Genomic DNA, 26189 nt, shown 5'->3' with positions numbered 1-26189 from the left:
CCGGTCCCGCCCGCGCCGGTCCCGCGCGCGCCCGCCCCGAAGTTGCCGAAGCCGCCGCCGAACCCGCCTGCGCCCGCGGACGGCACCCCGCCGTGCGGCCCACCGCCGACCGGCGCGGTGGGTGTCGAGACGGGTGCCGTGCCGCCCGGCGCGTAGCCGGAGGTGCTGGTGTTCGTTCCGGGCAGCGTGCCGGGCAGGGTGAAGTCGCTGTTGTCGCCGTCGGAGCCGTCGCCGCTGACGCCTTGGCCGGAGTTGGGGTCGATGCCCGCCCAGCCGCCCGACGGCGCACCGGTGGAGGTGCCCTGGTCGAAGGCGCCGTGGTTGCCCGAGTACGGCACGGGGCCGCCGGTGATGCGCGCGTCGCCGCCGCTGCCGGGGTCGATGCGGCCGGCGGGTGGCGGCACGAAGCTGGGCGTCTGCGCGTCGACGGAGCCCATGGCCTGGGTGTAGGCGTTGAGGTAGGAGATCTGCTCGCGCTTGACCGCGTCGGCGGCCTCCTTCTGCGCCTTGAGGTCGGCCTGCATGGCGGCCGGGCCGCCGGTGACCATCGCGTTGAGCGACTGCTGCTGGTCGAAGTCCTGCGGCGGCGGGAGCTTGCGCACCTCGGTGGCGGCGACCGACTGGCGCGACATCTGGACGCCCATCATCTGCGCGGTCTGGCCGGCCTGCCCGGCGGCCTGGGCGAGTGGCGCGAGCGCGGCCCGCGCCGAGTCGGCCGCGACCCCGCTCCAGGCGCCGTCGAGCCGGCTGACCGCGTCGAAGAGCCCGTTGGCGGCCTCGGCGAGGCCGTTGCCGCCGGTGTTGAAGGTGCGGCCGAGCGCGTCGGCGGTGGTCGGGCTGTTGTTCCGGGTGGCGAAGTCGTACAGCTGCTTGCTGTCGAAGCCGTCCCAGTTGGGAGCGTCGCCGATCGCCCGGTCGTCGCCCATCCGCACCTCGGGGGCGAGCTGGGCGGCCTGGCTACCCGTGATCGAGTCCTGGATGTCGGCCCGGGTGGACCGGTCCTCGTCGGGCATGTGCTGCATCGTGCGATGGGTCCGGTTGGCCCGGTCACCCGCATATTCCTGGGTGTCGTAATGCTCGTTGTTGGGCGCCATGACTCCCCCTACTCCCGCGTTCGCTTCATTGGTCGTTGACCTTCGGCACGATGATGTTCGCCATCTCGGTCGCCAAGGTGCACGGATCGTATTCGCCCGCACCGCCGGTGAGCAGCGCGGCGCTGGTGCCGAAGAGGTTGCCGCTCGGCAGGTCGACCAGCACCTGGCAGACGACGATCGGATCGGACTCCTTCGACTGGACCGCCGTCAGTCCGTCGATGGTGGTGGGTGTGTTGGTGATCCCCGGGCCGGTGCGGACGCTCGTGGTCTTCAGTCCCGGCTGAACGCCGATGACCAGCGATGTGTCGCTGCTCCACGTGCACTGCTCGTGCCCGTCCGAGATGCTGTTTCCCTTTTCCCCTTCGGCGGAGCCGCCGAGCTTCTGGGCTTCCTCCGGCGACAGCAGCTCGCAGAGCCGGGCAAGCGAGTGGGCCGGGGCCTCGCTCTCGGGCGCGGACTCGGGCGCGGACTCGGACGAGTCCTCCGTCGACGGCCGAGTGGAGCTCGGCGGATCCGTGGCCGCCGGCTCTCCCGCGGTCGAGCCTGCGCATCCGGCGAGCAGCGTGAGGGTCGCGGCGCACATCGCGAACGGCGCCGTTCTCCGCACGAGACGAATCACCCCTGTCGCCCGAGGTTCGCCGCGTGGCCGGTGTCGGTGTCGACGTAGTTGTCGATGCACTGCCTGAGCGCCCGTTCGGCCTTGTCCGTCTGGTCGAGCAGCAGCTTGAGCGCGGCCATGAACGAGTCACCGCCGTCATAGCGACCCATCGACTTCCGCGCCATCGCGACGCCGACCGGGTTGGCACCGAGCTGAACGTCGGTCCCACCCTGGCCGGACTGCTGCAGCAACGTGGTGAGCTCGTTCTTGACGTTGCTGATCCGGCTGAGCGCGTCCTCCGCGGCGGCGGCCTCGATGGAGACCTGGCCGCTCGCGGCCGCGTTGCTGAAGGCGCCGACGGCGCTTCCGATTGACTCGTACACCCCAATGCTCCCCTGGTGGCCGGCCGTGCCGCCCCGGCGCGGCACGTAACCCTGGTTGAGATTAACGCACCCTACGACGCCCGACGACGGAATCCGCACAACGTGACACCGACGGGACCGACGGACGGTCACGGACGGTTGCCGGTCACCGTGGTCAGGAGCTCCGTCAGGCGGGCACGCAGGGCCGGCGGGTCGGCGGGCGCGATGGTGATCCACTCGTGGCCGTCGCGACCCGTGCGGGCGTAGGTCAGGTAGCGGCCCGTGTCGGTGTCGAACCAGGACAGGACGGGGGACCTCGACCGGCCGCCCATCGGCTTGCGGGCGTTCACCGCCAGCTGGCCGGCCCGGTGGTTGCGTTGGGTCGCGAAGTGGGACAGGACCCGGCGGTCCGCGGCCGACCGGCCGTGCGGCAGGTCCTCCGACGCCACCGTGATCGACGGCTCGGTGCCGCGGGGTGCCGGCGGGAGCAGGTCGACCACCGACGAGGCCAGGGCACCGGCGTCGACCGGCCGCAGCCACAGGCCTTCCGGGGTCTGGGTCGCCAGCAGCGCGCGCGAGCCGGCGGCCACCGACAAGGCGGCCACGGGCGGGCCGTCCGCGGGCCGGAACACCGAGTCGATGCTCCGGTCGGCCCGCGCCAGCAGGGCCAGCCAGTCCTCGAGGTCGGGCGCGACCCGGCCGTGGCCGTCCAGCATGGCCCGGTCCCGCAGCTCACCGAAGACTTGCTGGCGCAACACACTTCGCTCGTCGACCGTCGCGCCGTGGGACCGGACCGCCAGCGGGTACGGCGGCTCCCCCGCGTCGAGCGACTCCCACAGGAAGTCGAGCGTCAGCGGGGAAAGGAACGTGGTCAAGACGAGTACACCTTCGGGTCGAGCGTGCCGATGTAGGGCAGGTCCCGGTACCGCTCGGCGAAGTCAAGCCCGTAGCCGACGACGAACTCGTTGGGGATCTCGAAGCCGACGTAGGTGACCGGCACCTCGACCTTCACCGCGTCCGGCTTGCGCAGCAGCGTGCATACCTCGAGCGACGCGGGGCTCCGCGACTGCAGGTTCTTGAGCAGCCACGACAGCGTCAGGCCGGAGTCGATGATGTCCTCGACGATCAGCACGTGCCGGCCGGCGATGTCCCGGTCGAGGTCCTTGAGGATGCGCACGACCCCGGACGACGACGTCGCCGAGCCGTACGAGCTCACCGCCATGAACTCCAGCTGCACCGGCACCGTCAGCGCCCGCGCGAGGTCGGTCATGAACATGACCGCGCCCTTGAGGACACCCACCAGCACCAGGTCGTCCCGGTCGCCGCGTTCGGGATAGTCGTCGGAGACCTGTTTGGCGAGCTCCCCGATCTTCTCGTCGATCTGTTGCTCAGTGAGCAGCACGGAGGCGATGTCGTCGCCGTACACGCGGTCCCCTCTCCAACCTCACCCGGACACCGTGAGCCTGCCACGCGCCCGGCTCACCACCAAGCCGCCGGGCAGCCACACACCGCCCTGGCCACGCCATTCACCGATCAGTGCGTCCGCTGTCCGCAAATGCGCGTCGGTGAGCTCTGCCACACCCGCGGCCAGCAGCCACCCGCGCAGCACCCGGCGCCGCAGCGCGGGCGGCGACGGCGCGAGCTCCGACACCTCCAGGTCGCCCCCCCGGCGGGCGAGCAGGAGCACCCGACCGGCCAGCACGTCGAGGGCCTCGGCGTCCTCCCGCAGCTGGGCCGCGGTCCTGGCCAGCGCCGACGCAACCCCGCCCCGCAGCACGTCCTCCAGCAGCGGCAACACCTCCCGCCGCAGCCGCACGCGGGCGAACGAGGGGTCCGCGTTGTGCGGGTCCTGCCACGGATCCAGCCCGAGCTCGGCACAGGCCGCCGCGGTGACCGACCGCGACACGTCCAGCAGCGGGCGGCCCCACGGCGGGTCCAGCCGCCGCATGCCGGCGATCGACCGCGGCCCGGAACCCCGGCCCAGGCCCAACAACACGGTCTCGGCCTGGTCGTCACGGGTGTGGCCGAGCAACACGAGCGCGTCGTCCGCGGGGCGCGCGGCACGCAGCGCGGCGTAGCGGGCCTTGCGCGCGGCGGCTTCCGGGCCACCCGGCCCGCGCACGTCGATCTCGAGCACCCGCACCTCGGCGAAACCCAAGCCGTGCAACTGTTTCGCGGCCCGCGCGGCAACCTCGGCGGAGTCCGCCTGTAGCCGGTGGTCGACGATCAGGCCGTGCAGGGTCAGGCCGCGGCGATCGGCGAGCTGCGCGGTGGCCGCGGCGAGCGCGAGGGAGTCGGCGCCGCCGGACACGGCGACGGCCAGCTGTCCCGAGTCCACGCGGACCTCGTCGAGCAACGTGCGGACCGCCCGGCGAACCTCGGCGACCGGCTGTCGATCAGTCACGGGAGCCGTGGACGCGGCGGACCCACGCGGCCGGGTCCGCCATCTCCGCGCGCAGCGGGAGGGTGTCCGGCGAGGTCCACACCGCGTTGAAGCCGTCCATGCCGACCGCGTCCACCACGTGCCGGGTGAACGCCGCCCCGACGGCGTACTGCTTGACCTTGGCGTCGACACCGAGCACGGTCCGCAGGACACGGTCGAGCATGCCGCCGCCCCGCCGCCGCGCGGTGAACCGGGCACGGATCGTGGCGACGCTCGGCACGACCGCCGGGCCGACCGCGTCCATCACGTGGTCCGCGTGCCCCTCCAGCAGCGTGGACAGCGCGATGAGCCGGTCGAACACCTCGCGCTGCTGGGGCGACTGCAGCATCTCCATCAGGCCGATCGGCCCGTTGCTGGCGGTGGTGTCGTCCTCGGTGCGCTTGCGCAGCGTCCGGACCACCTCGGGCAGCCGGGTGAACGCGCCGTTGGCGGTCTCGTCGAGGCCGGCAAGGAACCGGGTGACCTCGCCCGCGAAGTAGTCGCGCAGCCACGGCACCGCGGTGAACTGGAGCCGGTGGGTGCACTCGTGCAGGCACACCCACATCCGGAAGTCGTCGGCCGGAACGTCAAGAGCCCGTTGCGCGGCAATGATGTTGGGCGCGACGAGCAGCAGCCGGCCGCCGCCGGCGGCACGGCCCCCGCCGAAGGGGTCGTACTGACCGAGCACCCGGCCGCCCAGGTAGGCGAGCACCATGCCGGCCTGCACCCCGGCGCTGCCGGCGAGCACCCCGCCGACCCCGCGGGTGGTGCCCGCGGGCAAGGCGCCCTCGGTCAGCGCGGCGAGACCTTCGGCCGCCGCGGCCACCCAGCCACGCCGGTCGACGACGTCGCCGGGAAGGAGCGGCAGGTCGTGGCCGAGCCCGGTGAGCTCGCGGACGTGTGCCTCGGCGACCCCGGTGACCTCGCGCAGCTGCTCGACCGCGCGCGCGGCCTCCTCCTTGGGGACCACCGGCCCGGGCTTGACGAACCGTTGTGCCGTGGACACGGCGACGCCCCAGTCGACCGGTGTCCGGTTCCCCGTCGACTCCACCGCACTGGCCGCCGCCGCGCTCATGGCATCGACGCTACCTGACGATTCGTGAAGAGGGCGTGCCGAGCGCTACCGGCAGCCGCATCCCCGGAGCGTGGCGGCGACGACGTCCAACGCGTCGCGGACCGACGCGGTGGCCCCGCCGCCACTCGTCATCAGCGCGAACACGAGCAGCCGGCCGTCCTTGTCGAGGACCACGCCGGCCAGCGAGTTCACCCCGGAGAGCGTGCCCGTCTTGGCGCGGACCCAGCCGCGACCCTCGGCGCCAGTGTCGTCGAAGCGGTTGTCGAGCGTGCCGCTGCCGCCGGCGACCGGGAGCCCGCCGACGAGCGGCCGCAGCTTGGCGGTGCGCGGGTCCTCGCCGTCCGGCCCGGCCGCGACGGTGAGGATGTCGGCGAGCAGCTTCGCCGGCACCTTGTCCTCAGTGGACAGTCCACTGCCGTCGGCCATGGTGGCACCGGTAAGGTCGAAACCGTTGGCACGCAAGATGTCCAGCGTCGCCTTGCTGCCGCCCTCGAAGGACACCTCCTCGCCGGCGACCTTCGCCACCTCGTGCGCGACGGCCTCGGCCAGCACGTTGTCGGAGGTGTGGAGCATGTTGTCGACGAGCTCGACCAGCGGTGCGGAGTGGACCTCGCCGAGCACCTTCGCGTTCTGCGGCGCGGTGGTCTCGGCCTCGCCGGGCACGGTCGCGCCGATCCGGGTGGCGAACTCCTCGGCGAGCGTGCGCGCCGGGTTGCTGCTGCGCGGGCTGTAGTTCACCCGGGCGTCCTGCCGGCCGCCGTCGAGCATGGCCGGGACCATCGGCGCGATGTAGCCGGCGTTGATGTCGCCGTCGACCCAGCCGGGCGCCTTGGAGTCGCCGGTGTAGCGGCTGAGGTCGACCTGGACGGACTGCACCGCGACGCCGCTGGCCTTGACCTGGTCGACGAGGTCGGAGAGGTGCGCGGCGCCCGGGTAGACCGAGTCGACGCCGGGCTTGAGCGAGGACAGCGTGGGGTCGCCGCCGCCGACGATGACGACCGTGCCGGGCTGGTCGCCCTCGACGACCTTCGTGGAGAGCTGCTCGGTGTGGTCGAGGCTGAGCAGCGCCGCGGCGATGGTGAGGAGCTTGCCGGTGGACGCGGGGACGAGCGGGGTCGTGGGGTTGCTCTCCCAGAGGGTCTCCCCGCTGGCCGGGTCGAGGACCATGCCGGTGAGGGTGCCGAGGTCGCCGGCCGCGGTGGGCCCGGCGAGCGCGCTCTGGACGCCGGCCTGGGTGGGCGCCGGGGCGTCGGCGCCGGGTGCGCGGAGCCCGGGGGTGAACTCGACGGGCGGCGCGGGCGGGTCGACGGCGACCGCGGGTTCGCTGCTGGTGAGGCCGAGCTTGTCCGAGACGCCTGGCACCGCGAGGACGACACCGGCCGCCACCGCGAGGACCGCGACCACGGCGATCGCGGTGATCAGGAGGGGCTTGCGGCTCTTCGGCTGTTCGTCGGCCGGCTCCTCGGCGCGCAGTTCGGCGGGCTCGTCGTCGAGGCGGTCGTCGGGGCCGACCCGGCGTGGGGCGGCGCGCGGCGGCTCGGGCGGGGGCCAGGGTTCGCGGTCGGCCCGGAGCCGGTCCTGGGTCGAGCGCGGCGCGCTGACCGGCGACGGCCCGTTCAGGCGCGGATCGGGTCGGGAGAAGGGCGGCACCCGCGACGGCTCGGGCCGGATGAACCGGGTCGACTCACCGGCAGGCGGCCGCGGCGGGATGCGCGGTTGCTCGACGGGCTGGGTACGCATCGACTCGCGGGGCGTCGCGGGCCGCATGATCTGCGTCGAGTCGGCGGCACGCGGGGGGTTGGGCCGCCCCCGCGGGTCGATCGGCGCACCACGCGGTGCCTCTCCCTGCTGACCACGGGACGGCCCACCCGGCCCACCCGGCGCGCCCGGCCGACCACGGAACGGCTCTTTCGGCTGCCCACGGGGCGGCTCGACACGCAGGAACTGCGTCGCCTCGCCGGACCGGGTGCGCTCGCCAGGTGGAGTGCGCTCGCCAGGCGGGGTCCGCTCGCCAGGTGGAGTGCGCTCGCCGGGTGGAGTGCGCTCGCCAGGCGGGGTCCGCTCGCCGGGTGGGGTCCGCTCGACAGGTGGAGTCCGCTCGCCAGGCGGAGTGCGCTCGCCAGGCGGGGTCCGCTCGCCAGGCGGAGTCCGCTCGCCAGGTGGGGTCCGCTCGCCGGGTGGAGTGCGCTCGCCAGGCGGAGTGCGCTCGACAGGTGGTGGACGCAAGGTCGGTGAGGTGCGATCACCCGACGACGTGCGCTCCGCCGGCGGGGTCCGGTCGGTCGGCGGGGTCCGGTCGGTCGGCGGGGTGCCGTCGCCGGACGGCCGGGACCGCGGCTCGTCCGGTTGGAATAGCGACGGTTCCGCGGGCGGCTCGGACGGCCACGTCCCGGCGGAGCTACGGGACTCCTCGGACGGCGCGTCGGCATCGGCACGCGGTGCCTCGGTGAAGAAGCCGCGTCCGGCGTCGGGCGTGTCCGCCTCCGGCTCCTCCGTCCGCCGCGACGGCTCGGTGAAGAACCCGCGCGAGGACTCGGCCGGCGCGCCGGAATCCTCCGAGGTCGGCCACGCACCGGGCGACTCCCCACGAACATCCGCCCGGTCAGCGTCGGCTGGCTCGCCGGGCCAGCCACCCAACGGCTCGTCCCGGTCCGTCGAGGCGGCCACGTCGCTGGCAGGCCATGCACCCACCGGCTCGTCACGCTCGGCACCGGCTGAGTCAGCCGGAGGCCATCTGCTCAGCGGCTCTTCCCGATCGGCGGCCGAACGTTCCGGCTCGTCGGGCGACTCCTCACCTGCTTCACCGACCGCAGGCCAGCCGCTCCATGGCTCCTCGCGATCAGTGAGCGCCGACTCCGCCGGCAGCTCCGACGCGACACCCGACTCGTCATCGGGCCGCAGGCTGCTCGACGGCTCCTCACCCGGCTCGACCGGGAACTCCGGCGAGGTACGCAACTCGCCGACAGGCGGCCAACCACTCGGCGACTCCGCACTGTCGCTCTCCGCCGGCTCCGCGGAGGTGAACGCCTCGCCCACCGACGGCCGATCAGCTGCCGATCTGTCGCCGTCGCCGACCGCCGAGTCCGGCTCACGAACCGACAGCCAGCCGCTGGGTGACTCGCCGCTGACCGTCGAGTCCGGCTCGCCCACCGACGGCCGATCGTGCGGCGACTCCTCGGTCTCACCAACCGGCGGGACCGGCTCATCGACCGACGGCCGGTCGGTTGGCGACCCGTCGCCATCATCAGCCGGCGGGGCCGACTCCCCAACCGACAACCAGTCACTCGGCGACTCGTCGGTTTCGCCAACCGACGACTCCGACTCACCAACCAACAGCCGGTCACTCGATGATCCGTCACCATCGTCGACCGACAAGTCCGGCTCGCCAACCGACCAGTCCGGCGACCCATCACCATCATCATCCGGCGGGACCGACTCAACCGACGGCCGATCGCCCGGCGACCCGTCGCCATCACTGACCGGCGGGACCGACTCACCTACTGACGACCGGTCACTCGACAACTCGCCGGTATCGCCGACCGACTCCGACTCACCAACCGACAACCGGTCACTCGATGATCCGTCACCATCGTCGACCGACAAGTCCGGCTCACCAACCGACGGCCGATCGCCCGGCGACCCGTCGCCATCACTGACCGGCGGGACCGACTCACCTACCGACGACCGGTCACTCGACAACTCGCCGGTATCGCCAACCGACGACTCCGACTCACCAACCGACAACCAGTCCGGCGACCCATCACCATCATCAGCTGGCGGGACCGACTCACCAACCGACGACTGGTCGCTCAGCGATTCGTCGCCAGCACCGACCGCCGACCCCGGCTCGCCCGCCGACGGCTGGTCGCTCGATGATCCGTCGCCGTCATCAGCCGGCGGGACCGGCTCAACCGACGACTGGTCGCTCGATCGTTCGTCGTCGCCCGCCGGCGGCCCGGGCGCGGTGGGCGAGTCGACCGCCGGCGGTTGGTCGACCGGAGGTTCGGCGCCGGCCGGGAGCTCCGGTGGTGAGGCCGCCTCGTCGGTCGCCGGGCCGGCCGACGGTTCGTCCTCGCCGGCGGTCGGGTCCCCCTCGTCGGCCGAGTTATCGGACTCGGCACGATCGGCTTCGGCCGGACCGGCCGGGGTCTCGCCGGCGGCAGGCGGTGGTTCGTCGGGCGGGTTGTGCGTAGCGTCACCGTCGGAACCCGCCGGGGCGTCCGCCGGCACGGCGAGCGGCTGGGTCGTGCCGGACGCCGGCACCGCGCGGGTGACCGGCTGGTCCTGGCCGAGCTCGGCGACCGGCCAGCTCAGCGCCACCGTCGCCGCGGCAGACGGGACCGGCGGCTTCTCGGTGGCGTCGTTCTGGTGATCGTCGTCGACGCTCGGCCAGACGTCGCCATCCCCTGCCTGCGGCACGTGCCCTCCCCGTGGTGTTCCCAGCGGTGGTTCACACTAATGGCATCGCGGCACGACCCGACCTGAGCGAGGGGCAGCGTGGAGTTCGACGTATTGATCGAGATCCCCAAGGGGGAGCGCAACAAGTACGAGATGGACCACGAGACGGGACGTCTCCGGCTCGACCGGACCCTGTTCACGGCCACCCAGTACCCGGCCGACTACGGCTACGTGGAGAACACCCTCGGTGAGGACGGCGACCCGCTCGACGCGCTCGTGCTGGTCCAAGAGCCGACCTTTCCCGGCTGCCTGATCAAGTCACGCGCCATCGGCATGTTCCGCATGACCGACGAGAAGGGCGGCGACGACAAGGTCCTGTGCGTGCCGGCCGAGGACCCGCGCACCGAGCACCTCCGCGACATCCACCACCTGGCCGAGTACCACCGGCTGGAGATCCAGCACTTCTTCGAGGTCTACAAGGACCTCGAGCCCGGCAAGAGCGTCGAGGGCGCCACCTGGGTGGGCCGCACCGAGGCCGAGGCCGAGATCGTCCGCAGCTACCAGCGGCTCAAGGACTCCGGCCGGACCCTCCACTAGAGACGGAGCGGGCCCCGCACATCCGAGGATGCGCGGGGCCCTCACCTCCCCGGTCCGAGCGCCCGCCGGCTAGTGCACCGTCGCCGGTGCGGCGGCCGCTGCCTCGTCCTCGGCGGCGCGCTGGATGCCCGACTTGTCGGACAGCGGCACCTCCTTGAGGAACCAGATCAGCGCGAACGCCACGATCATCACGAACCCGCCGACCATGAACACCGTGTCGATCGACTCGGCGAAGCCCATGAGGATGGGCCTGGCCAGGGTCGGGTCGAGCGTGTTGAGGAACTCGGTGTTGTTCAGGTCGAGCCCACCGCCCCGCAGGTTCTGCGCGAAGTCCGGGTTCTGCTGCAGCGCCGCGAGGAACGCCGGGTCGGTCCGCGCACTGGCGAACGCGTCCGCGATCCGGCTGCCGACCACGCTGAACAGGATCGACAGGAACACCGCGGTGCCGACCGTTCCGCCGATGGAGCGGAAGAAGGTCGCCGACGACGTCGCGACGCCCATGTCCTTGGCCGGCACGTCGTTCTGGATCGCCAGGATCAGGGTCTGCATGCACAGGCCCAGGCCGAGACCGGCGAAGCCCATGATCAGCATCGTCTGCCACATCGGAGTGTCGACCCCGATCTGCGCGAACAGGAACATGGCGACCGCGACGACGGCCAACCCCGTGGTCGGGAAGCGCTTGTACCGCCCGGTCTTGGAGATCAGAATGCCGCTGCCCATCGACGCCACGAGGATGCCCGCGGTCATCGGCAGGGTGAGCAGCCCGGACTCGGTGGGCGTCGCGCCCTGCACGATCTGCAGGTACAGCGGGAGCGACATCATCATGCCGAACATCCCGAGACCCATCACGAAGTTGATCACGTTGGCCAGCGAGAACACCGGCCGGCGGAACAACCTCAGCGGCAGCAGCGCCTCGTCACCCATGAGCCGCTCCACATAGATGAACGCGGCGATGCCGAAGACGCCGATCGCGTACATGGCCAGCGAGGCGGCGGAGCCCCAGCCCCACTCGCGACCCTGCTCGGCCACGATCAGGAGCGGCACCAGCGCCGTCGTGAGCGCCGCGGCGCCCCAGTAGTCGACCCGGTGGTTGACCTTGGTGTGCGGCACGTTGAGGAACTTGGCCACGACGATCAGCGCGATGATGCCGATCGGCACGTTCACCAGGAACACCCAGCGCCAGCCGTCGATCCCGGCGACCGTGCCGGCACCGGCGAAGAAGCCGCCGACCACCGGGCCGGCCACGCTGGAGACGCCCCAGATGCCCATGAAGTAGCCCTGGTAGCGACTGCGCTCCCGTGGCGACACCATGTCCGCGATGATCGCGAGCGCCAGCGACATGAGGCCACCGGCACCGAGGCCCTGCACCGCGCGGAACGCGGCGAGCTCATACATGGAGTTCGCGATCCCGGACAGCACGGAACCCGCGAGGAACAAGGAGATAGAGGTCAGGTACATCGGCTTGCGTCCGAAGATGTCGGACAGCTTGCCGTACAGCGGCGTGGAGATCGTCGCCGTGATGAGATATGCGGTCGTGACCCAGGCCTGGATGGTCTGGCCGTGCAGCTGGTCGGCAATCGTCTTCGTGGCCGAGGCCATGATCGTCATGTCGAGCGCGGCAAGGAGCATGCCGAGCATGAGCCCGGCGAGCACCGTCATGATCTCGCGGTGCGAGAGCGCGCCCCGTCCCCCCGTGGACGGTGCGTCCGCCTCGGGCACGGCGCGCGAGGCCGATTCGGACATCAGTTCTCCCCTTCGGAACGCGCCTTGGCGCATTCGTTCATCAACATCGGTAGGGAGCGTTCGTGGTCGGCGACGAAACGCTCGAGCAACTCCAGGAAGCGGGACACATCGTCGGGATCCCACTGCCGTACCACCTGCGCCAGCGCCAGCCCTAGCCGCTTGCGCTGCTCCTTCAGCAGTTCCAGGCCGCGCTCGGTGTGGACGAGCACACTGGCCCGTCCGTCCTCCGGATCCGCCCGGCGCTCGACGAGGCCGTCGCGGACCAACGCCGCGACCTGCCTGCTGACCGTGGAGGGATCGGAGTGGACCGCCGCGGCGAGCTCGCTCGACCTGCTGGGACCGTGCATGACCAAGGTCTTCAGCAGCATGATCGTCGAGCGGTCGACCCCCGCCTTGCTCATCCGGTGACTCAGGCTCGCCTGCTGCTTCCCGAGGCCGAACATGGCCCCGGCCAGCCGGTGACCACACTCGACTTCCCACTCGGTCAGCTCGGCGGTCGGCACATCCATACCCGGTGCGACCACGACTGCACTCCTGTTGCTTGCATCATCCATTTAGTTGCTCGATACAAGCATGCACCCGGACGCGGCCGGTCGGCAACCGAAATAATCGTGACGCCAGTCTCAACGCTACGCCGCCTGACGTGCGCAAACACCCAGAAAAGGACATTCCTCGCGATCAACTCTCGTGAACAATTCAGATCGACCGGTGCTAACTCGTGAGGTTTCCACGGTTTACACCGGGGGTGGAAGGCGACAAACTTCTCGGATGCGTCTTCGTCGCCTCCTCGGCGCCACGCTCGTCATCGGCGCCCTGCTGACCACCCCACCCGCGGCCGCGGCGGAGCCCGCCGTCGCCGGCCACCCGACCTGTCCCGCACCCGATCCGGCGACGCCGAAGCAGCAGCTGCGCGCCGAGTGGATCGCGAGCGTCACCAACATCGACTGGCCGTCGCGGACCGGGCTCACCGCCGACGAGCAGAAAGCCGAGCTCACCCGCTGGTACGACGAGGCGGTGGGGCTGGGGCTGAACGCGGTGGTCGTCCAGGTCCGGCCGACGGCCGACGCGTTCTGGCCGTCGCCGCTCGAGCCGTGGTCGCGGTGGCTGTCCGGGCAGCAGGGCGTCGACCCGGGCTACGACCCGCTGGCGTTCGCGGTGGCCGAGGCGCACAAGCGGAACCTGGAGTTCCACGGCTGGTTCAACCCGTACCGGGTGTCGATGAACACCGACGTCGACGCGCTGGTGCCGACGCATCCGGCGCGCGTGCACCCCGACTGGGTGATCCCCTACGGCGGCAAGCTCTACTACGACCCGGGCCTGCCGGAGGTCCAGCGGTTCACCGTCGACGCGATCATGGACGCCGTGCGCCGCTACGACATCGACGCGGTGCACTTCGACGACTACTTCTACCCGTACCCGGTGGCGGGCCAGACCTTCGACGACGCGGCCACGTTCGCGGAGTACGGCGGCGCCTTCGACGACATCGCCGACTGGCGCCGGGACAACATCGACACGCTGATCTCCGGGCTGTCCGCGGCGATCCGCGCGGAGAAGCCGTGGGTGACGTTCGGGGTCAGCCCGTTCGCCATCTGGCGGAACTCGTCGACCGACCCCGAGGGCTCGCCCACGCAGGGTGGCGTGCAGACCTACGACGACCTCTACGCCGACACCCGCAAGTGGGTGCGCGAGGAGTGGATCGACTACATCGTGCCGCAGGTGTACTGGAACATCGGGTTCGAGGTTGCCGACTACGCGAAGCTCGTGCCCTGGTGGTCGGACGTGGTCGCCGGCACCGACGTGTCGCTGTTCATCGGGCAGGCGAACTACAAGGTCGCCGCCCCCGCGCAGGGCCCGCCGTGGCACGACCCGAACGAGATGAGCAGGCACCTGACGTTCAACCGGGACCACCCCGAGGTGCGCGGCGACATCTACTTCTCGGCCGTGCAGGTGCGGGCGAACAGGCTTGAGCACATGTCGATCGTGAAGGCCGACCACTACGGCCGGCCCGCGGTGCCGCCGACCGCGGGGCGGCTCGTCGCGGCCGGGCCGCGGTCACCGGTGATCGCGCTCTCCGGGCGGACCGCGGAAGGGGTCCGGCTGCGGTGGGTCGGCACGGACAAGCGGTCGGCGTCGTACGCGGTGTACCGGGTAACCGGGCGCTGGACGCCGTGTTCCGCGGTCGACGCGCGCAACCTCGTCGGGACGGTCCGCGCGAGCCACGGCGGGTTGCAGTCCTTCGTGGACCGGACGGCCGAGCGCGGGACGTCCTACACCTACGCGGTGACGGCGTTGGACCGCTCGCACAACGAGGGCAGGGCGAGCCACCCGCGGACGGTCAGGTGACGGTCGGGTGGTTCGTGGGTGGGAGTGCCCACCAGGTGTCCATGCGTGGGATCGTGACGGCTTCCGGGCCGTCCCGGCGGACGCGGTCGGCGCGGAAGAGGAATGCCACGATGCCGGCCGCCCCCTGGTTCCAGCCGACACCTGGCGGCAGCAGCGGGTCGGGGGCGCGGTGCTCGATGAACCGCCAGTAGGCGTGGGGTCCGTCGAGTTCGGCGCGTTCGACGATGGTGTCGGCGAGGTGTGTTGCGAACCGGAGGTCGTCGGCCTCACCGCTGCGGTGCCAGGAGTCCAGGAATATCTCGCCGACGCCCGCCGTGCCGCAGCAGCGTCCGTCGTTGTCCCAGAAGCCGGGATGTAGCCGCGCGGGTAGGCCCGAGGCGCGGACGCTGCGCAGGCACCGGCGATGCCACTCGCGCGGCGCCGCACCCGCGATGTCCTCGACGCCGGCGTGGTCGAGGGCGAGGAAGAGCAGCGACGTGCCGGCGGCGCCGTGACACCAGTTGTAGGTGACCTCGTCCTCGTCGAAACGGTGGCCGGGGATGTGGCGAGGGACGACGAACCCCTCGTCGGCCGTGTCGCCGAGGGTCACCAGGTGTTCCGCACCGCGCACAGCCGCGCGGGTCAGGTCCGGGCGGCCGAGCTCGGCACCGGCGAGAGCGAGGGTCGTCGCGACGCCCGCGACGCCGTGCGAGAAGTTGGGCATCCGCGTGGCGGGATCGGTACGGAACCGCGGCGGCACGGACGGCCAGTCGCCCCCGGTCGGCACGGTCTGCATCTCGGCGACGAGCACGTCCGCGGCCAGGTCGCTCAGCTCACGGGCGTCGGCCTGGCCCGTTCGCCGCGCCCACAACGCACCCAGCAGGACCCCGGCCGTGCCGAGGGTGAGGTCGCTGACCCGGGTGCCGGGCAGGAACCGTGGTGGCCCGAGGGTTGTCTGGGGCCAGCCGTCCGGTGTGGCGAGCGCGACGAGCCGGTCCACCGCGACCTGGGCCCCGCCGGCCTCGAGCGCGATGAGCACGCCGATGGTGCTGACCAGCCCATCGAAGAAGGTGTAGTCGGTCTCGGTGGGGACTCTGCCGTTCAGTCGCTCGGCGATCGCCTCCGCCAGGCGCCTCTCCTCGGTGCTCCATTCGCGAGCGAGCCGGATCTCGGCCAGCACGTGGGCCAGACCGCCGATCCCGCTGTGCAGGCCGTCGCGGTAGCGCGGCACCTCCGGGACCTCCGCGCCGACCACCGACTCGGGAACCCACGGCCCGTCCTCCCAACGCACCTGGTCCAACACCCAGCGCCACGCGGCATCGGCGACACCGCGACAGGTCCGCGGACCGTGCGAGCCCACTCGGGCCGGCTCAGGCCCAGCCCGGCATCGGGTAGCCAGCGAGGTGCTCCGCGATCTCGCCCGCGACCACGCCGATGGCGGCCTCGTCGCCATCGTTGGCGGCCGTGATCGCGCGGTCCATCCACGCCGCGACCTGCGGCATCTGCTCGACACCGAGGCCGCGGGTGGTGATGGCCGCGGTGCCCAGCCGCACGCCGGACGGGTCGAAGGGCTTGCGCGGGTCGAACGGCACGGTGTTGTAGTTCAGCTCGATGCCCGCCCGGTCCATCGCCTGCGCGGCCGGCTTGCCGCCGATGCCCTTGTTGGTGAGGTCGACCAGGATCAGGTGGTTGTCCGTGCCGCCGGAGACCAGGTCGAAGCCGCGCTCGGTCAGGGCGTCGGCGAGCGCCGCGGCGTTGGCCACGATGCCGGCCGCGTAGTCGCGGAACGACGGCTGGGCGGCCTCGGCCAGGGCCACCGCGATGGCCGCGGTCGTGTGGTTGTGCGGACCGCCCTGAAGGCCCGGGAACACGGCCTTGTCCAGCGCCTTCGCGTGCTCGGCGTCGGACATCAGCATCGCGCCGCGCGGGCCGCGCAGCGTCTTGTGCGTGGTGGTGGAGATGACCTGCGCGTGCCCGACCGGCGACGGGTGCGCCCCGCCCGCGACGAGCCCGGCGATGTGCGCGATGTCGGCGACCAGCACGGCGTCGACCTCGCGCGCGATCTCGGCGAAGGCCGGGAAGTCGATGGTCCGCGGGATCGCGGTGCCGCCGCAGAAGATCAGCTTCGGCCGCTCGGCCAGTGCGAGCTCGCGGACCTCGTCCATGTCGACGCGGCCGGTGTCCTTGCGCACGCCGTACTGGACGGCGTTGAACCACTTGCCGGTGGCCGACACGCTCCAGCCGTGGGTGAGGTGACCGCCCGCGGGCAGCGCCATGCCCATGACGGTGTCGCCGGGGGCCGCGAGCGCCAGGTAGACGGCGAGGTTCGCGGGCGAGCCGGAGTAGGTCTGCACGTTGGCGTGGTCGACCCCGAAGACGGCCTTGGCGCGCGCGACCGCGAGCAGCTCGATCTGGTCGATGAACTGCTGACCTTCGTAGTACCGCTTGCCGGCGTAGCCCTCGGAGTACTTGTTGGTCAGCACGGTCCCGGTCGCCTCGAGCACGGCGGTCGACACGTAGTTCTCCGACGCGATCAGGCGCACCTTCTCGAACTGGCGCTTGGCCTCGCCTTCGACGAGCTGCGCGAGCTCCGGGTCGGCGGCGGCCAGGTGCGGGATCGCCGGCTGGTGCATTGGGCATGCCTCCATGTAGTTGGGCCCGACCCCAGCACACTATCGGCCCTGGTCCCCCAGGCGTGCCCGCAGGTCACGCACGACGTTGGCGACCTCGGCGGCGTCACCCAGCCGAGCCTGCGGCCACTCCTCCATGCGCAGCCACCAGTACTCGCGCGGCGTGCCCGGGTAGCGCGGGATGAGGTGCTGGTGCAGGTGGTCGACATGGTGACCGATGACCGCGGAGTAGACGTGCTCGGCGCCGGCCGCGCGCAGCGCCCGGCCGGCCCGCGCGACCCACCGCCCGACCGCGGCGGCCTCGTCGTCGGCGAGCCCGTCGAGCCCGGCCACATGCCGCCGCGGCTCGACGACGAGATGCCCGAGGTAGACCGGCGCCCCGTCACTGCCCGGCGCATCCGGCGACACGTGCGTGACGACGACGAGCTCGTCAGCGCCGACGAGGTCGAGGCCTGGGTCCCGGTGCTTGGCGCAGACGAAGCAACCCATGCCGGGAGCCTAGTGGTCACCACCGCTAGTTCCGGACCGGACTCGTCACGCGCGGGCGGTGGCGGGTGCACCAGCGGCGGGTGCGGCCGTTCGTGCGATCGAGGTACGGGTCCGCGCAGGTCTCGCAGTGCTTGATGCGGGTCCAGCCGGCCACCGCGACCAGCGACGCCAGCCCGGCGGCCGCGGTGGCCAGGGCGCTGGGCTCGCCCGCCGCGTCGACGTGGGTCACGCGCCAGCCGTCCGGCGCAGGGCACAGGCGCGGGCTCACACCGAGCGACGCGAGCAGCGCGTTGAGCCGGTCCGCCGCCAGGTGCTCGTCCGGCAATGCATGCACCACTGTGGACAGTCCGGTGCCGAGCAGACGCTCGGTCGCCGTCAGGGCGGGATCCAGGGTGCGGAAGGGCGGCACCGCCGCCGGTCTCATCGGATCACTCCGCTATGGACACTCCCATCGACCGGGCCGTGCCGGCGACGATGCGCATCGCCGCCTCGATGTCGGTGGTGTTCAGGTCCGGGAGCTTGCGTTCGGCGACGGCACGCAGCTGCGCACGGGTCAGCCGGCCGGCGCCGTCGTGGCCAGGTCGCGTGGATCCCTTGCCGCCCAACGCCTTCTTGATGAGGTAGGACGTCGGCGGCGTCTTCAGGCGCAGCTCGAAGGTGCGGTCCTCGAACACGGTCACGACCGCGGGCACCAGGTCGCCGCGCTGGTCGGCGGTGCCGGCGTCGTAGGAACGCTTGACCTCGACCAGGTTCACGCCGGTCTGGCCGAGCATCTTGCCCAGGTCCATCATCGGCGCGTCGCCCGCGGGCATCTCGATGGTGACCTGGAACGTCTGCTTCTTCTTCGGTGGCATGCCACCGACGCTAGGAGCTGACGTTACGTGAAACTCAAGCGCGAACTCCGCGGCCGGTCGGTACCGTGCGGAGGCATGCTGGATCGCGACATGGTCACCTACTACGACCGCGGCGGTGAGCGGACCCGACTGGACGGGACGCTGGAGCTGTTGCGTACCAAGGTGTTGCTCGATCGGCCGCTGCCGGCCCCACCCGCGTCGGTGCTCGACGTCGGCGGCGCGTTCGGCGTCTACGCCACCTGGCTCGCCGGGCGCGGGCATCTCGTGCGCCTCGTCGACCCGGTGCCGTTGCACGTCGAGTCGTCGCGTGCCAACGGGATCGACGCCGACCGCGGTGACGCACGCGAGCTGGCCGAGCCGGACGGCAGCTGGGACGCGGTGCTGCTGCTCGGCCCGCTCTACCACCTGCTCGACCGCGTCGACCGGGTGCGCGCGCTCGCCGAGGCCCGTCGCGTGGTGCGGCCCGGTGGCGTCGTGCTGGCCGCGACGATCAGCCGCTGGGCGTCGATGTACGAGGTGCTGCTCAACAACATGGGCGAGGCGCCGGGCTTTCTCGACATGATGCGCACCGATCTCAAGACCCGGTGTCCGGCGCGGCACGCTCGATCTGGTGGACGGCTTCACCTCCGTGTACTTCCACCGCCCGGACGAGCTGCCCGGCGAGGTGGCCGACGCGGGGCTGCAACCTCGATGACCTGTACGCCGTCGAGGGCGTCGGGCACTGGATGCCGGACCTGGCCGGCCGACTGTCCGATCCGGACGACCGGGCGCTCGTGCTCGAGCTCGTCGCGCGCGGCGAACGGGAGCCGTCGACGCTCGGCGCCACCGCCCATGTGCTGGTCGCCGCCCATCGGTGAAACCCGGTTGCGCGCGTGTGTTGGACTACCGGCATGGATCGCGACGCCGCGCTGGCGGCATTCGACACGCAGCTCCGCAACGTCGCGCGGCCGAGCCTGGGTGGTGGCCGGTTCGAGCGGGTCGGCAAGGTGATCCGCTGCGTGAGCACCGCGGAGGACGGCTGGAGCGGCGTCGAATGGTCCGACCTGGACGAGTCGACCGCCGACGAGGTGATCGCCGAGCAGGTCGCGTTCTTCACCGGCCAGAGCCGCACGTTCGAGTGGAAGTACTACGCCTACGACAAGCCGGCGAACCTGCCCGACCGGCTGCGCGCGGCGGGTCTGCGGCCCGGCGAGGACGAGGCGTTGATGGTCGCCGCGGTCGCCGACATTCCCACCGACATGCCGGCGCCCGAAGGCATCGAGCTTCGCCTGGCCACCGACGACGCGGGCCTCGAGCTGGCAAGGCAGGTGCACGACGAGGTGTTCGGCGGCGACCACTCCGGGATGATCGCCAGCATGCGCGACCGGCTGCGCGAGGATCCGGATGCCCTCGCGGTGGTGCTCGCCATGGCCGGCGACCAACCGGTGTGCGCGTCGCGGGTCGACTTCCACCCCGGCACCGACTTCGCGAGCCTGTGGGGCGGCGGCACGCTGCCGCCGTGGCGCAGGCGCGGCATCTACCGCGCGATGGTCGCCTACCGCACGCGGATGGCCGCCGACCGCGGCTTCAGCTACCTGCGCACCGACGCGCTGCCGCCCAGCCGGCCGATCCTGGAGAAGCTCGGCTTCCAGCGGATCAGCACGACCATCCCGTTCACTCTGCCGGAGTGATCCCGTCGCGGTGCCGGCGCGCCAGCTCCCGGTAGATCGACGGGTTGGCGTCCACCCACTTCTCGGCGTCGCCGGAGAGCGGCACGAACCGCTTGGCGGGCGAGCCGAACGCCACCGTCTCGGTCGGCACCTCCGAGCCCGGCGTGACGGTCGAGCCGGCGGCCACCATCGCACGTGCGCCGATCACCGCGCCGTCCAGCACGGTGGCGCTGTTGCCGATGAGCGCCTGGGCACCGATCGTGCAGTGGTGCACCATGCACAGGTGGCCGACGGTCGCGCCGGGACCGACCTCACAGGTGCCCTCGCCGACGTGGATCACCGAGTTGTCCTGCACGTTCGCCCCGGCCCGGATCACGACGGCACCGAAGTCCGCGCGGATCACGACGCCGTACCAGATCGACGCGCCGGCCTCGACCGTCACGTCACCGATCAGCGTCGCGGTCGGCGCGACCCAGGCATCCGGGTGGATCTTCGGACTCTTGCCCTCGAAGGCGAACAGCGGCATGCCGACACCGTAGGTCAGACCGCCCCGCCCTCGTCACGCTCGGCCCGCTTGACCAGCTCGCGGATCAGCGCGGCGACCTCGTCCGGGGTGAAGTCCATCGCGTTCTCGCCGATGCTGAGCTCGAACGCGCTGCGGTCGGGTCGTGGCTGGCTGGCCGCGTAGGAGAAGACCTGGACGCCGTGCGCCTCGATCATGTCGTCGCGGGCGCGCTTGGCCGCGTCCGGGGAGACCGGCAGGTGCACGTGGAACATGGGCGTCTGCGGCGGGTCGGGCAGGACGGTGGCGACGCCGTCGGCGGTGATGGCCCCGGCGACCTCGACGGCGTGGTCGCGGAACGCGGGCATCCGGCCGAGCTGCTCGTCGAGCCCGATGAGCGCGGCGACCGCGAGCGGCCAGGCGTCCGGGATGGCGCCACCGAGCCGCCGCCGCCACACGGCGGCCTCGCCGACGACGTCCTCGGCACCGGCCAGCACCGCGCCGCGAACCCCTTCGAGTCCTTTGTAGAGCGAGACGTAGACGGTGTCGAACAACGCCGCGATCCCGGCGTGCGGCCGGTCGTAGTACGGCTGCGCCTCCCACAGCCGCGCCCCGTCCAGGTGGGCGGCGGCACCGAGGTCGTGTGCCCACTCGACCTGCGCGACGAGGTCGTCCCAGGTGGGCAGCAGTCCGCCGATCTCGCGCTGAGGCAGCTCGATGAGCAACGCGGAGACCTGTTCGCCGACCGCGGCGAGGTCATCGAGGGTGAGCAACCGGTTCCGATCACCGGCGGCGAGGAACCGCAGCCCGTGCACGGCGGCGTATCCGTGCTGCTCCCAGAGATCGAGATGGTTCTGCGGATGCGCGACGAAGGCCCGACGCCCGGTGCGCTCGGCGTGGATGCGCAGCGCGACCTGCTGGGCCATGGTCCCGGTGGGGAAGAACAGGGCCTTGGGCTTGCCGAGGAGGTCGGCGACCCGCCGCTCGAGCTGCGCGACCGGCGCGTCGTCACCCCAGAGCGGCGTGTCCGGCGGCAGCCAGTCGATCATCCGCCGAAGCATGACGTGCGGCCGGCGACGCAGCGGAGCGTGGTTGACGAGGGACCGCCGGATGTCCTGCTCACCGCTCATGCGCAAATCTCCCAACATAGGCTCGACCCATGATGCAGACGTTCGAGGCAGCGAACTGGCCGACGTTGCGAGCGAGCCTGAGCCTGCCCGCACCCGACCTGGTGAAGCTGGACGAGGCGGTCGAGTTCGCGGAGCACCGGCACGCCACCCAAACCCGCCCGGCCGGCGAACCGTACGTAGAACACCTGCTGGAGGCATTGTCGGTCCTGACGACCATCGGCACGACCGATATAGACGTCCTGCGCGCGGCTGTCCTGCACGACGTGGTGGAGGACACCGACTGCGAGCTCGCCGAGGTACGCGCCACGTTCGGTGACCGCGTGGCCGAGTTGGTGGGGTGGGTCACCAAGTCCGACGACCGCGAGGCGTACCTGGAGCGACTCCGATCCGCCCCACGAGACGCCCTGCTGGTCAAGCTGGCCGACCGGCTGAGCAACGTCCAGCGCCTGAACACCCACCCGAGACCAGACAAACAACGCAGCTACTACGCGGAGACGGTCCGCTCGATAGTCCCCCTGGCGGAGTCCCACGCGTGGTTCCAGGCGTGGTTCGCTGAATGGCGGCAAACCTTCGCGCACCTGCGATAGCCCGCCCCGGGCACGGCCCGCGGACAACAGTGTCATCGACCGTCGTCGCCATGGACCACACTGTGGATCCCCTCGACGACGAACACGAACCAAGCACCTTCGAACCCAGGAGTGGGACGTGCAGCAGTCGTAACCGGCGTGCCTGGCCAGGTCGGACCGTTCACCGACATGCCACAGCAGCCGGCCAGGCTGAGGATCATCTTGCACAGCAACGGTTTCGCGTCACCTAGGTCCCGGTAGCCAGTCCGAACGCGACGAACGTGGCGATGCCGAGCACCAACGCGATCACCGCACCCGCCCAGCCACCGAGGTCGCGGTCGCGCATGCCGAAGAACGCGGCCACCAACGCGGACACCGCGAGCACCAGGCACGACCCCCGGCGCGCTGCCGGCCCCGCCCTGCCAGATCAGCAGACCGGCGCCGAGCCCGGCACCCAGCCCGCCGATGACCGCGACCCACTCCCGCACGCTGTCGAGCAGCGCGCCGCCCGCGGCCTTTCCCGCCTTCCGCCAAGACATGTCAGCTCCGATCCCTGCGTCGTCCGCGCCGCTTCTTGAGGATCATCATCGGCTGCATCCGACTCACGTTCGCGCTCCGACCGGCAACGTTCGATACGCCAGGTTGAGCGCGGTGACGAGTTGGGCGCAGCCTGCCGGGATGAGCCGGACCTGGGCCGCCCCTGACACGGTGATCTGATGGCGGCCGTTGTCGATGTCGGCGTAGCGAAGAGGCCGTTCGATGACGTGTCGGCGGCCGGCACTGTCGCGGGTGGCGACCCACAGCTCGCCACCCCCGGTTCCGGGTTGGGAAAGGAGCTGCCTGGTGTGGCGCGCGTCGGGGCCGGCCTTGCGGACAATGGCTCCGGTCGAGGTGAGCTGCCGGCCGGCGCGGTTCACCGAGCGGAGGTCGGCCGGCGATACGGACAGCGGCTTACCGGGTCCGGGCGGGATGAGCGGGGCCTGCGCGACCAACCGTTCGGCGAGCCGCCCGGCGGGGATGCTGCTCAGCCCGATCCTCCCGTCCGGGGTGCGGACGGCCAGCATGGCGTCCTTGCCGATCCTTGCGGCCAGCACCCCGATCGTGGCGCCGGCGTGGGTCATCCAGCCGAACATCTCGACCACCGGCCGGCACAGCACGGTGAGCGACGCGACGACCTCGCGCTCCAGTTTGCCCGCAGAGTCCCGCCAGCCAAGCACGGTAAGCCGCTCAGCCGTTTCGTCGGACCAGGGGTTCCGCGCGCTGGGCGGCTGCCATTGGGCGGCCGGCGCGAGCGTGAGGTGTAGTTCGCCGAGCCGCTCGGCGGCGACCAGCCAGGCGAGAACCCGCGCCGGAACAGTGGCCGGCGCCGGAAGCACCACAGTCAGTCCTCCTCATCGCCGATGGCCGGCGGCGCGGTCAGCTGATCGGTGTCGAACAGGTCGTCGGGGTCGCCACCTTCAAGGTAGGCGGGGGCCTTGCGCTCGGTGTCCTCCTCGCCCCGACCCCGACCGCCCGCACCGACGGGCGCACCACCGAACCCGACCCCTCGGCGCCCCGGACCGGTCGCTGCCGCGACACCGGGGCCTGTACGCCCGGTCGCAGCAGGCTGCCCGGCGCCCACGCCGGCACCGCTGCCGACTCCACCGCCGCGCGGTGCCCCGCCCACGGCGCCGCCACGCGGCCCGCCACCGCCGGATCCTCGGCCGTCAACCGGAATCCCGATACCTACGCCGGGCGTGATCCCGCCACCCGGTGCCGGCCGTGGCTGACCGAGACCGGAGTCGGTGCCCGGTGCCGGGGAAGCGGGGCCGGTGGGCGGCGGGGTGACCGGGTAGCTGTCCGGCCTCGTCGTCCCCGCCGAGGTCCCTGGGCCGGTGCCCGGTTCCGTCGACGCATCGGGCCGTGCCCCGGACTCGCCGGCGCCGCCTGGCGGCGGGCGGTACGCGAGATCGCCACCGGAACCGGGCCGCGGTGCGGGATCACGCGACCCACTGTCGCTTGTGGACTCCTCGGAGTCGATGGTGTCGGGCGAGCCGATGGTGATGCCGGCCTGGTCGTCGACCACGTCGCCATAGGACGCGGGCTGGCCGTCGGTGTTGTACTGGCTGGCGCCTGTGTAGCCGTTCATCACGTCGACGTTGTGCTGCGCCGCCTGGCTGTGCGCGGCCACCTGCTGGAGGTACGTCGCCGCCGTCCCCGGGTTGGTGAGCACTACCAGCGGGTCCACCTCACCAGGCGCGGGCGGCACCGGAACCACCTGGTTCTTCGCGTCCCCGAACGACCCCGCCTGCCGGCTGGTCAAGTCCCGCGCGGTGTGCAACGCGTGCCCGGACAGGTCATGCTCGGTCACCAGCGGCCCCAACCCACGCTGTGCCGCCCCGGCCGCCGCACCCTGCCACGCCGACTCCATCCGCGCCTTCAGTACCGTCAACCGCTCGGCCCGATCCTGGTGCCGTTCGGACAATTGGTTCACCATTGCCGCGCTGGAGGAGATCCCGTCAGCGCCCGCTCCTTGCTGGAAGTTGTCGTAGATGTCCTGACCGGACATGAAGAACGTCACCGGTTCCCCCTCATCGTGACGACGGCCGCCTTCGCCACCTGCTCAGCCCGAGCACACGCCCCATCCGCATCCAGAACCCCGGTCTCACTGGCGTCGAAAGTCAACGTGTCCGAGACCCCGACCGAGATGGTGCAGTCGCCCCCGTCGCGGTTGTCGATGGAGTCGTTGAACACCGCCGGGTAGCCCCCCACCATCGTCTCCAAGAAGTACTCCCACTCGTCCCGCATCCGGTACAAATCGGCCAGGCCGTGCTTGTTCCCGCTCTGCCACGCGACGCTGATGGTGCTGTCGACCTCGGGATCGGCGTGCCAGATGCAGAGCGGTCCGACGGTCTTGGCGATCTCGCTGTCGGTGTCTCCCTCCCCGGGCTGGCTCACCCCGAACGGGGCCAGCTGGGCCGGGGTGAGCACCGCGCAAGGGTCGACAAGGAACCTGCTGGCATCAAGCGGATTCTCCACTCGGGGTGCCCCGAAAGTGTCCTGCTCTGAGCTCGGCTCCGACGGACCAGTGCTGGTCGGCGCCGACGACTCCGAACTGTCCGGCCCCGGCGTCGGCGTCCCCGCGTCGCTGGTTGTGCAGCCGGCCGGTCCAAGGGCCGCCACACACACGACAACCACAGCGTAGGCGCGGGCGTTCACTCGCCGACTCCGTCGATGTTCCGCAGCCTGTCCGCCGCGCCCGAATCAGTGTCGACGTATGTCTGTCGCGCGGCCCGGAGCTTGGCGAGCTGGTTCTCGGCATAGGCAGCCACCGCCTTGTTGTGCTGCCACCCCTTCCGCAGCGAAGCGTGATACGCCTCAACCTGCCCGTTGCTCATCATGTCCTCTGCCGGCCGTGTGGCCAGGCGGATCGCCTGCCGAAAGTATCGTTCGTCGTCGCGGATGTCGTTCTTGATTGCTTCGAGGTCGGTGATGATGCCGTCGATTTCCTCGAGGTTGGCGAAGACGTACTGGCCGCCCGCGCCGCCGCCTCCGCTGGCGCCGTAGGGAACGTAGCTGGACGTGTCGTCGCCGTGGCCGCTTGGCTGTCGCTCGGGCATGACTCTGGGAGTGGGTTTGGGTTAGGGCTTGGAAATGAACAACACGCTCAACTGGGTGTGTCGGTCGGGCTGATGGTGTAGTTCCATTCGCCGTGCCACTCGTGTGGGGTCAGATACCGCGCGAGGAGTGTTCTCATCTCACGATCGGTGATCTTGATG

At 71.5% G+C, this 26189-nt stretch carries 28 protein-coding genes; 6 read left to right on the top strand and 22 right to left on the bottom strand.

Annotated features, from left to right (window positions below; all coding sequences use genetic code 11):
* The 8 genes from GEV28_RS28980 to dacB form a co-directional block, all read right to left on the bottom strand.
* Positions 1-1094, bottom strand: a 1094-nt coding sequence (locus GEV28_RS28980) for a hypothetical protein (protein WP_291415613.1), incomplete at its 3' end; no start/stop codon positions are given.
* 25 nt (positions 1095-1119) lie between these two features.
* Positions 1120-1701: a DUF3558 domain-containing protein gene (locus tag GEV28_RS28975; RefSeq protein WP_291415611.1), complete on the bottom strand. Its 582-nt coding sequence runs from the start codon at positions 1699-1701 to the stop codon at positions 1120-1122.
* Positions 1702-1709: 8 nt separating this feature from the next.
* A complete protein-coding gene (locus GEV28_RS28970) occupies positions 1710-2075 on the bottom strand; it encodes a hypothetical protein (RefSeq protein WP_291415609.1) in 366 nt (121 codons plus the stop codon).
* A 128-nt stretch (positions 2076-2203) separates the two neighbouring features.
* On the bottom strand, positions 2204-2929 hold the full coding sequence (locus GEV28_RS28965; protein WP_291415606.1) for an ESX secretion-associated protein EspG: 726 nt from the start codon (positions 2927-2929) through the stop codon (positions 2204-2206).
* Positions 2926-3480: a hypoxanthine phosphoribosyltransferase gene (gene hpt, locus GEV28_RS28960; protein ID WP_291415604.1), complete on the bottom strand. Its 555-nt coding sequence runs from the start codon at positions 3478-3480 to the stop codon at positions 2926-2928. The genes GEV28_RS28965 and hpt overlap by 4 nt, the downstream gene beginning before the upstream one ends.
* Before the next feature lie 18 nt (positions 3481-3498).
* Positions 3499-4410, bottom strand: coding sequence for a tRNA lysidine(34) synthetase TilS (gene tilS, locus GEV28_RS28955; protein ID WP_291415616.1), 912 nt, complete (start codon positions 4408-4410; stop codon positions 3499-3501).
* 40 nt (positions 4411-4450) lie between these two features.
* On the bottom strand, positions 4451-5551 hold the full coding sequence (locus GEV28_RS28950; RefSeq protein WP_291415602.1) for a zinc-dependent metalloprotease: 1101 nt from the start codon (positions 5549-5551) through the stop codon (positions 4451-4453).
* 45 nt (positions 5552-5596) lie between these two features.
* Positions 5597-8701: a D-alanyl-D-alanine carboxypeptidase/D-alanyl-D-alanine-endopeptidase gene (dacB, locus tag GEV28_RS28945; RefSeq protein WP_291415600.1), complete on the bottom strand. Its 3105-nt coding sequence runs from the start codon at positions 8699-8701 to the stop codon at positions 5597-5599.
* Positions 8702-9734: 1033 nt separating this feature from the next.
* On the opposite strand from dacB, the gene GEV28_RS28940 reads away from it, so the two are divergent.
* Together GEV28_RS28940 and GEV28_RS28935 are read left to right on the top strand one after the other, a co-directional pair.
* Positions 9735-9923: a hypothetical protein gene (locus GEV28_RS28940; protein WP_291415599.1), complete on the top strand. Its 189-nt coding sequence runs from the start codon at positions 9735-9737 to the stop codon at positions 9921-9923.
* 125 nt (positions 9924-10048) lie between these two features.
* Positions 10049-10546 (top strand): inorganic diphosphatase, encoded by a 498-nt coding sequence (locus GEV28_RS28935; RefSeq protein ID WP_291415597.1) that lies wholly within the window; start codon positions 10049-10051, stop codon positions 10544-10546.
* 69 nt (positions 10547-10615) lie between these two features.
* Here the strand turns inward: GEV28_RS28935 and GEV28_RS28930 are convergent, their stop codons facing one another.
* A complete protein-coding gene (locus GEV28_RS28930; RefSeq protein WP_291415595.1) occupies positions 10616-12289 on the bottom strand; it encodes an MDR family MFS transporter in 1674 nt (557 codons plus the stop codon).
* A complete protein-coding gene (locus GEV28_RS28925; RefSeq protein ID WP_291415594.1) occupies positions 12289-12792 on the bottom strand; it encodes a MarR family transcriptional regulator in 504 nt (167 codons plus the stop codon). The genes GEV28_RS28930 and GEV28_RS28925 overlap by 1 nt, the downstream gene beginning before the upstream one ends.
* Before the next feature lie 265 nt (positions 12793-13057).
* Between GEV28_RS28925 and GEV28_RS28920 the strand changes: the two genes are divergently transcribed.
* A complete protein-coding gene (locus GEV28_RS28920; RefSeq protein ID WP_291415592.1) occupies positions 13058-14632 on the top strand; it encodes a family 10 glycosylhydrolase in 1575 nt (524 codons plus the stop codon).
* Here GEV28_RS28920 and GEV28_RS28915 read toward each other — a convergent pair.
* The 5 genes from GEV28_RS28915 to GEV28_RS28895 form a co-directional block, all read right to left on the bottom strand.
* On the bottom strand, positions 14625-15902 hold the full coding sequence (locus GEV28_RS28915) for a lanthionine synthetase LanC family protein (RefSeq protein ID WP_291415614.1): 1278 nt from the start codon (positions 15900-15902) through the stop codon (positions 14625-14627). The two genes, GEV28_RS28920 and GEV28_RS28915, sit on opposite strands and share 8 nt — an antisense overlap.
* Before the next feature lie 79 nt (positions 15903-15981).
* On the bottom strand, positions 15982-17244 hold the full coding sequence (glyA, locus tag GEV28_RS28910) for a serine hydroxymethyltransferase (RefSeq protein WP_291415591.1): 1263 nt from the start codon (positions 17242-17244) through the stop codon (positions 15982-15984).
* A 39-nt stretch (positions 17245-17283) separates the two neighbouring features.
* On the bottom strand, positions 17284-17730 hold the full coding sequence (locus tag GEV28_RS28905; RefSeq protein WP_291415590.1) for an HIT family protein: 447 nt from the start codon (positions 17728-17730) through the stop codon (positions 17284-17286).
* Between the two features lie 25 nt (positions 17731-17755).
* The gene (locus tag GEV28_RS28900; protein ID WP_291415589.1) at positions 17756-18154 is read right to left on the bottom strand and encodes a hypothetical protein; all 399 of its coding nucleotides are present in this window, start codon (positions 18152-18154) and stop codon (positions 17756-17758) included.
* A 4-nt stretch (positions 18155-18158) separates the two neighbouring features.
* Complete coding sequence (locus GEV28_RS28895; protein WP_291415588.1) at positions 18159-18584, bottom strand: 50S ribosomal protein L11; 426 nt, start codon at positions 18582-18584, stop codon at positions 18159-18161.
* Between the two features lie 75 nt (positions 18585-18659).
* Here GEV28_RS28895 and GEV28_RS28890 point away from each other — a divergent pair, with 75 nt between their 5' ends.
* Together GEV28_RS28890 and GEV28_RS28885 are read left to right on the top strand one after the other, a co-directional pair.
* On the top strand, positions 18660-19574 hold the full coding sequence (locus GEV28_RS28890; RefSeq protein WP_291415587.1) for a class I SAM-dependent methyltransferase: 915 nt from the start codon (positions 18660-18662) through the stop codon (positions 19572-19574).
* The gene (locus GEV28_RS28885) at positions 19475-20254 is read left to right on the top strand and encodes a GNAT family N-acetyltransferase (RefSeq protein ID WP_291415618.1); all 780 of its coding nucleotides are present in this window, start codon (positions 19475-19477) and stop codon (positions 20252-20254) included. Before GEV28_RS28890 ends, GEV28_RS28885 begins: the two co-directional genes overlap by 100 nt.
* Here the strand turns inward: GEV28_RS28885 and GEV28_RS28880 are convergent.
* A complete protein-coding gene (locus GEV28_RS28880; RefSeq protein ID WP_291415586.1) occupies positions 20238-20759 on the bottom strand; it encodes a gamma carbonic anhydrase family protein in 522 nt (173 codons plus the stop codon). The genes GEV28_RS28885 and GEV28_RS28880 overlap by 17 nt on opposite strands.
* A 14-nt stretch (positions 20760-20773) precedes the next feature.
* Complete coding sequence (locus GEV28_RS28875) at positions 20774-21865, bottom strand: low specificity L-threonine aldolase (protein ID WP_291415585.1); 1092 nt, start codon at positions 21863-21865, stop codon at positions 20774-20776.
* Between the two features lie 29 nt (positions 21866-21894).
* On the opposite strand from GEV28_RS28875, the gene GEV28_RS28870 reads away from it, so the two are divergent.
* Positions 21895-22452: an HD domain-containing protein gene (locus GEV28_RS28870; protein ID WP_291415583.1), complete on the top strand. Its 558-nt coding sequence runs from the start codon at positions 21895-21897 to the stop codon at positions 22450-22452.
* A gap of 226 nt (positions 22453-22678) precedes the next feature.
* On the opposite strand, the gene GEV28_RS28865 is transcribed toward GEV28_RS28870, so the two are convergent.
* The 5 genes from GEV28_RS28865 to GEV28_RS28845 form a co-directional block, all read right to left on the bottom strand.
* Positions 22679-22807 (bottom strand): hypothetical protein, encoded by a 129-nt coding sequence (locus GEV28_RS28865; protein ID WP_291415581.1) that lies wholly within the window; start codon positions 22805-22807, stop codon positions 22679-22681.
* A 226-nt stretch (positions 22808-23033) separates the two neighbouring features.
* Entirely contained in the window at positions 23034-23810 is a 777-nt protein-coding gene (locus tag GEV28_RS28860) for an ESX secretion-associated protein EspG (RefSeq protein WP_291415579.1), read from the bottom strand.
* Positions 23811-23812: 2 nt separating this feature from the next.
* Positions 23813-24991 carry a hypothetical protein gene (locus tag GEV28_RS28855; protein ID WP_291415578.1) on the bottom strand — a complete coding sequence of 393 codons (1179 nt, stop codon included), beginning with the start codon at positions 24989-24991 and terminating at the stop codon, positions 23813-23815.
* A complete protein-coding gene (locus GEV28_RS28850) occupies positions 24988-25629 on the bottom strand; it encodes a DUF3558 domain-containing protein (RefSeq protein ID WP_291415576.1) in 642 nt (213 codons plus the stop codon). The genes GEV28_RS28855 and GEV28_RS28850 overlap by 4 nt, the downstream gene beginning before the upstream one ends.
* Positions 25626-26030 carry a hypothetical protein gene (locus GEV28_RS28845; protein WP_291415575.1) on the bottom strand — a complete coding sequence of 135 codons (405 nt, stop codon included), beginning with the start codon at positions 26028-26030 and terminating at the stop codon, positions 25626-25628. The genes GEV28_RS28850 and GEV28_RS28845 overlap by 4 nt, the downstream gene beginning before the upstream one ends.
* Positions 26031-26189 lie beyond the last annotated feature (159 nt).

It is taken from the genome of Actinophytocola sp. (assembly GCF_009379765.1).
Classification (GTDB): domain Bacteria; phylum Actinomycetota; class Actinomycetes; order Mycobacteriales; family Pseudonocardiaceae; genus Actinophytocola.
The sequence above is the reverse complement of the archived record's forward strand: the minus strand, read 5'-3'. Positions and strand labels throughout refer to the sequence as shown.

Excerpts from the sequence above, each read along its gene's own strand:
- GEV28_RS28950 (WP_291415602.1), bottom strand. The coding sequence starts at position 5,551 with ATGAGCGCGGCGGCGGCCAGTGCGGTGGAGTCGACGGGGAACCGGACA.
- GEV28_RS28930 (WP_291415595.1), bottom strand. The coding sequence starts at position 12,289 with ATGTCCGAATCGGCCTCGCGCGCCGTGCCCGAGGCGGACGCACCGTCC.
- GEV28_RS28920 (WP_291415592.1), top strand. The coding sequence starts at position 13,058 with ATGCGTCTTCGTCGCCTCCTCGGCGCCACGCTCGTCATCGGCGCCCTG.
- glyA (WP_291415591.1), bottom strand. The coding sequence starts at position 17,244 with ATGCACCAGCCGGCGATCCCGCACCTGGCCGCCGCCGACCCGGAGCTC.
- GEV28_RS28905 (WP_291415590.1), bottom strand. The coding sequence starts at position 17,730 with ATGGGTTGCTTCGTCTGCGCCAAGCACCGGGACCCAGGCCTCGACCTC.
- GEV28_RS28900 (WP_291415589.1), bottom strand. The coding sequence starts at position 18,154 with ATGAGACCGGCGGCGGTGCCGCCCTTCCGCACCCTGGATCCCGCCCTG.
- GEV28_RS28895 (WP_291415588.1), bottom strand. The coding sequence starts at position 18,584 with ATGCCACCGAAGAAGAAGCAGACGTTCCAGGTCACCATCGAGATGCCC.
- GEV28_RS28890 (WP_291415587.1), top strand. The coding sequence starts at position 18,660 with ATGCTGGATCGCGACATGGTCACCTACTACGACCGCGGCGGTGAGCGG.
- GEV28_RS28885 (WP_291415618.1), top strand. The coding sequence starts at position 19,475 with ATGGATCGCGACGCCGCGCTGGCGGCATTCGACACGCAGCTCCGCAAC.
- GEV28_RS28880 (WP_291415586.1), bottom strand. The coding sequence starts at position 20,759 with ATGCCGCTGTTCGCCTTCGAGGGCAAGAGTCCGAAGATCCACCCGGAT.
- GEV28_RS28875 (WP_291415585.1), bottom strand. The coding sequence starts at position 21,865 with ATGAGCGGTGAGCAGGACATCCGGCGGTCCCTCGTCAACCACGCTCCG.
- GEV28_RS28870 (WP_291415583.1), top strand. The coding sequence starts at position 21,895 with ATGATGCAGACGTTCGAGGCAGCGAACTGGCCGACGTTGCGAGCGAGC.
- GEV28_RS28845 (WP_291415575.1), bottom strand. The coding sequence starts at position 26,030 with ATGCCCGAGCGACAGCCAAGCGGCCACGGCGACGACACGTCCAGCTAC.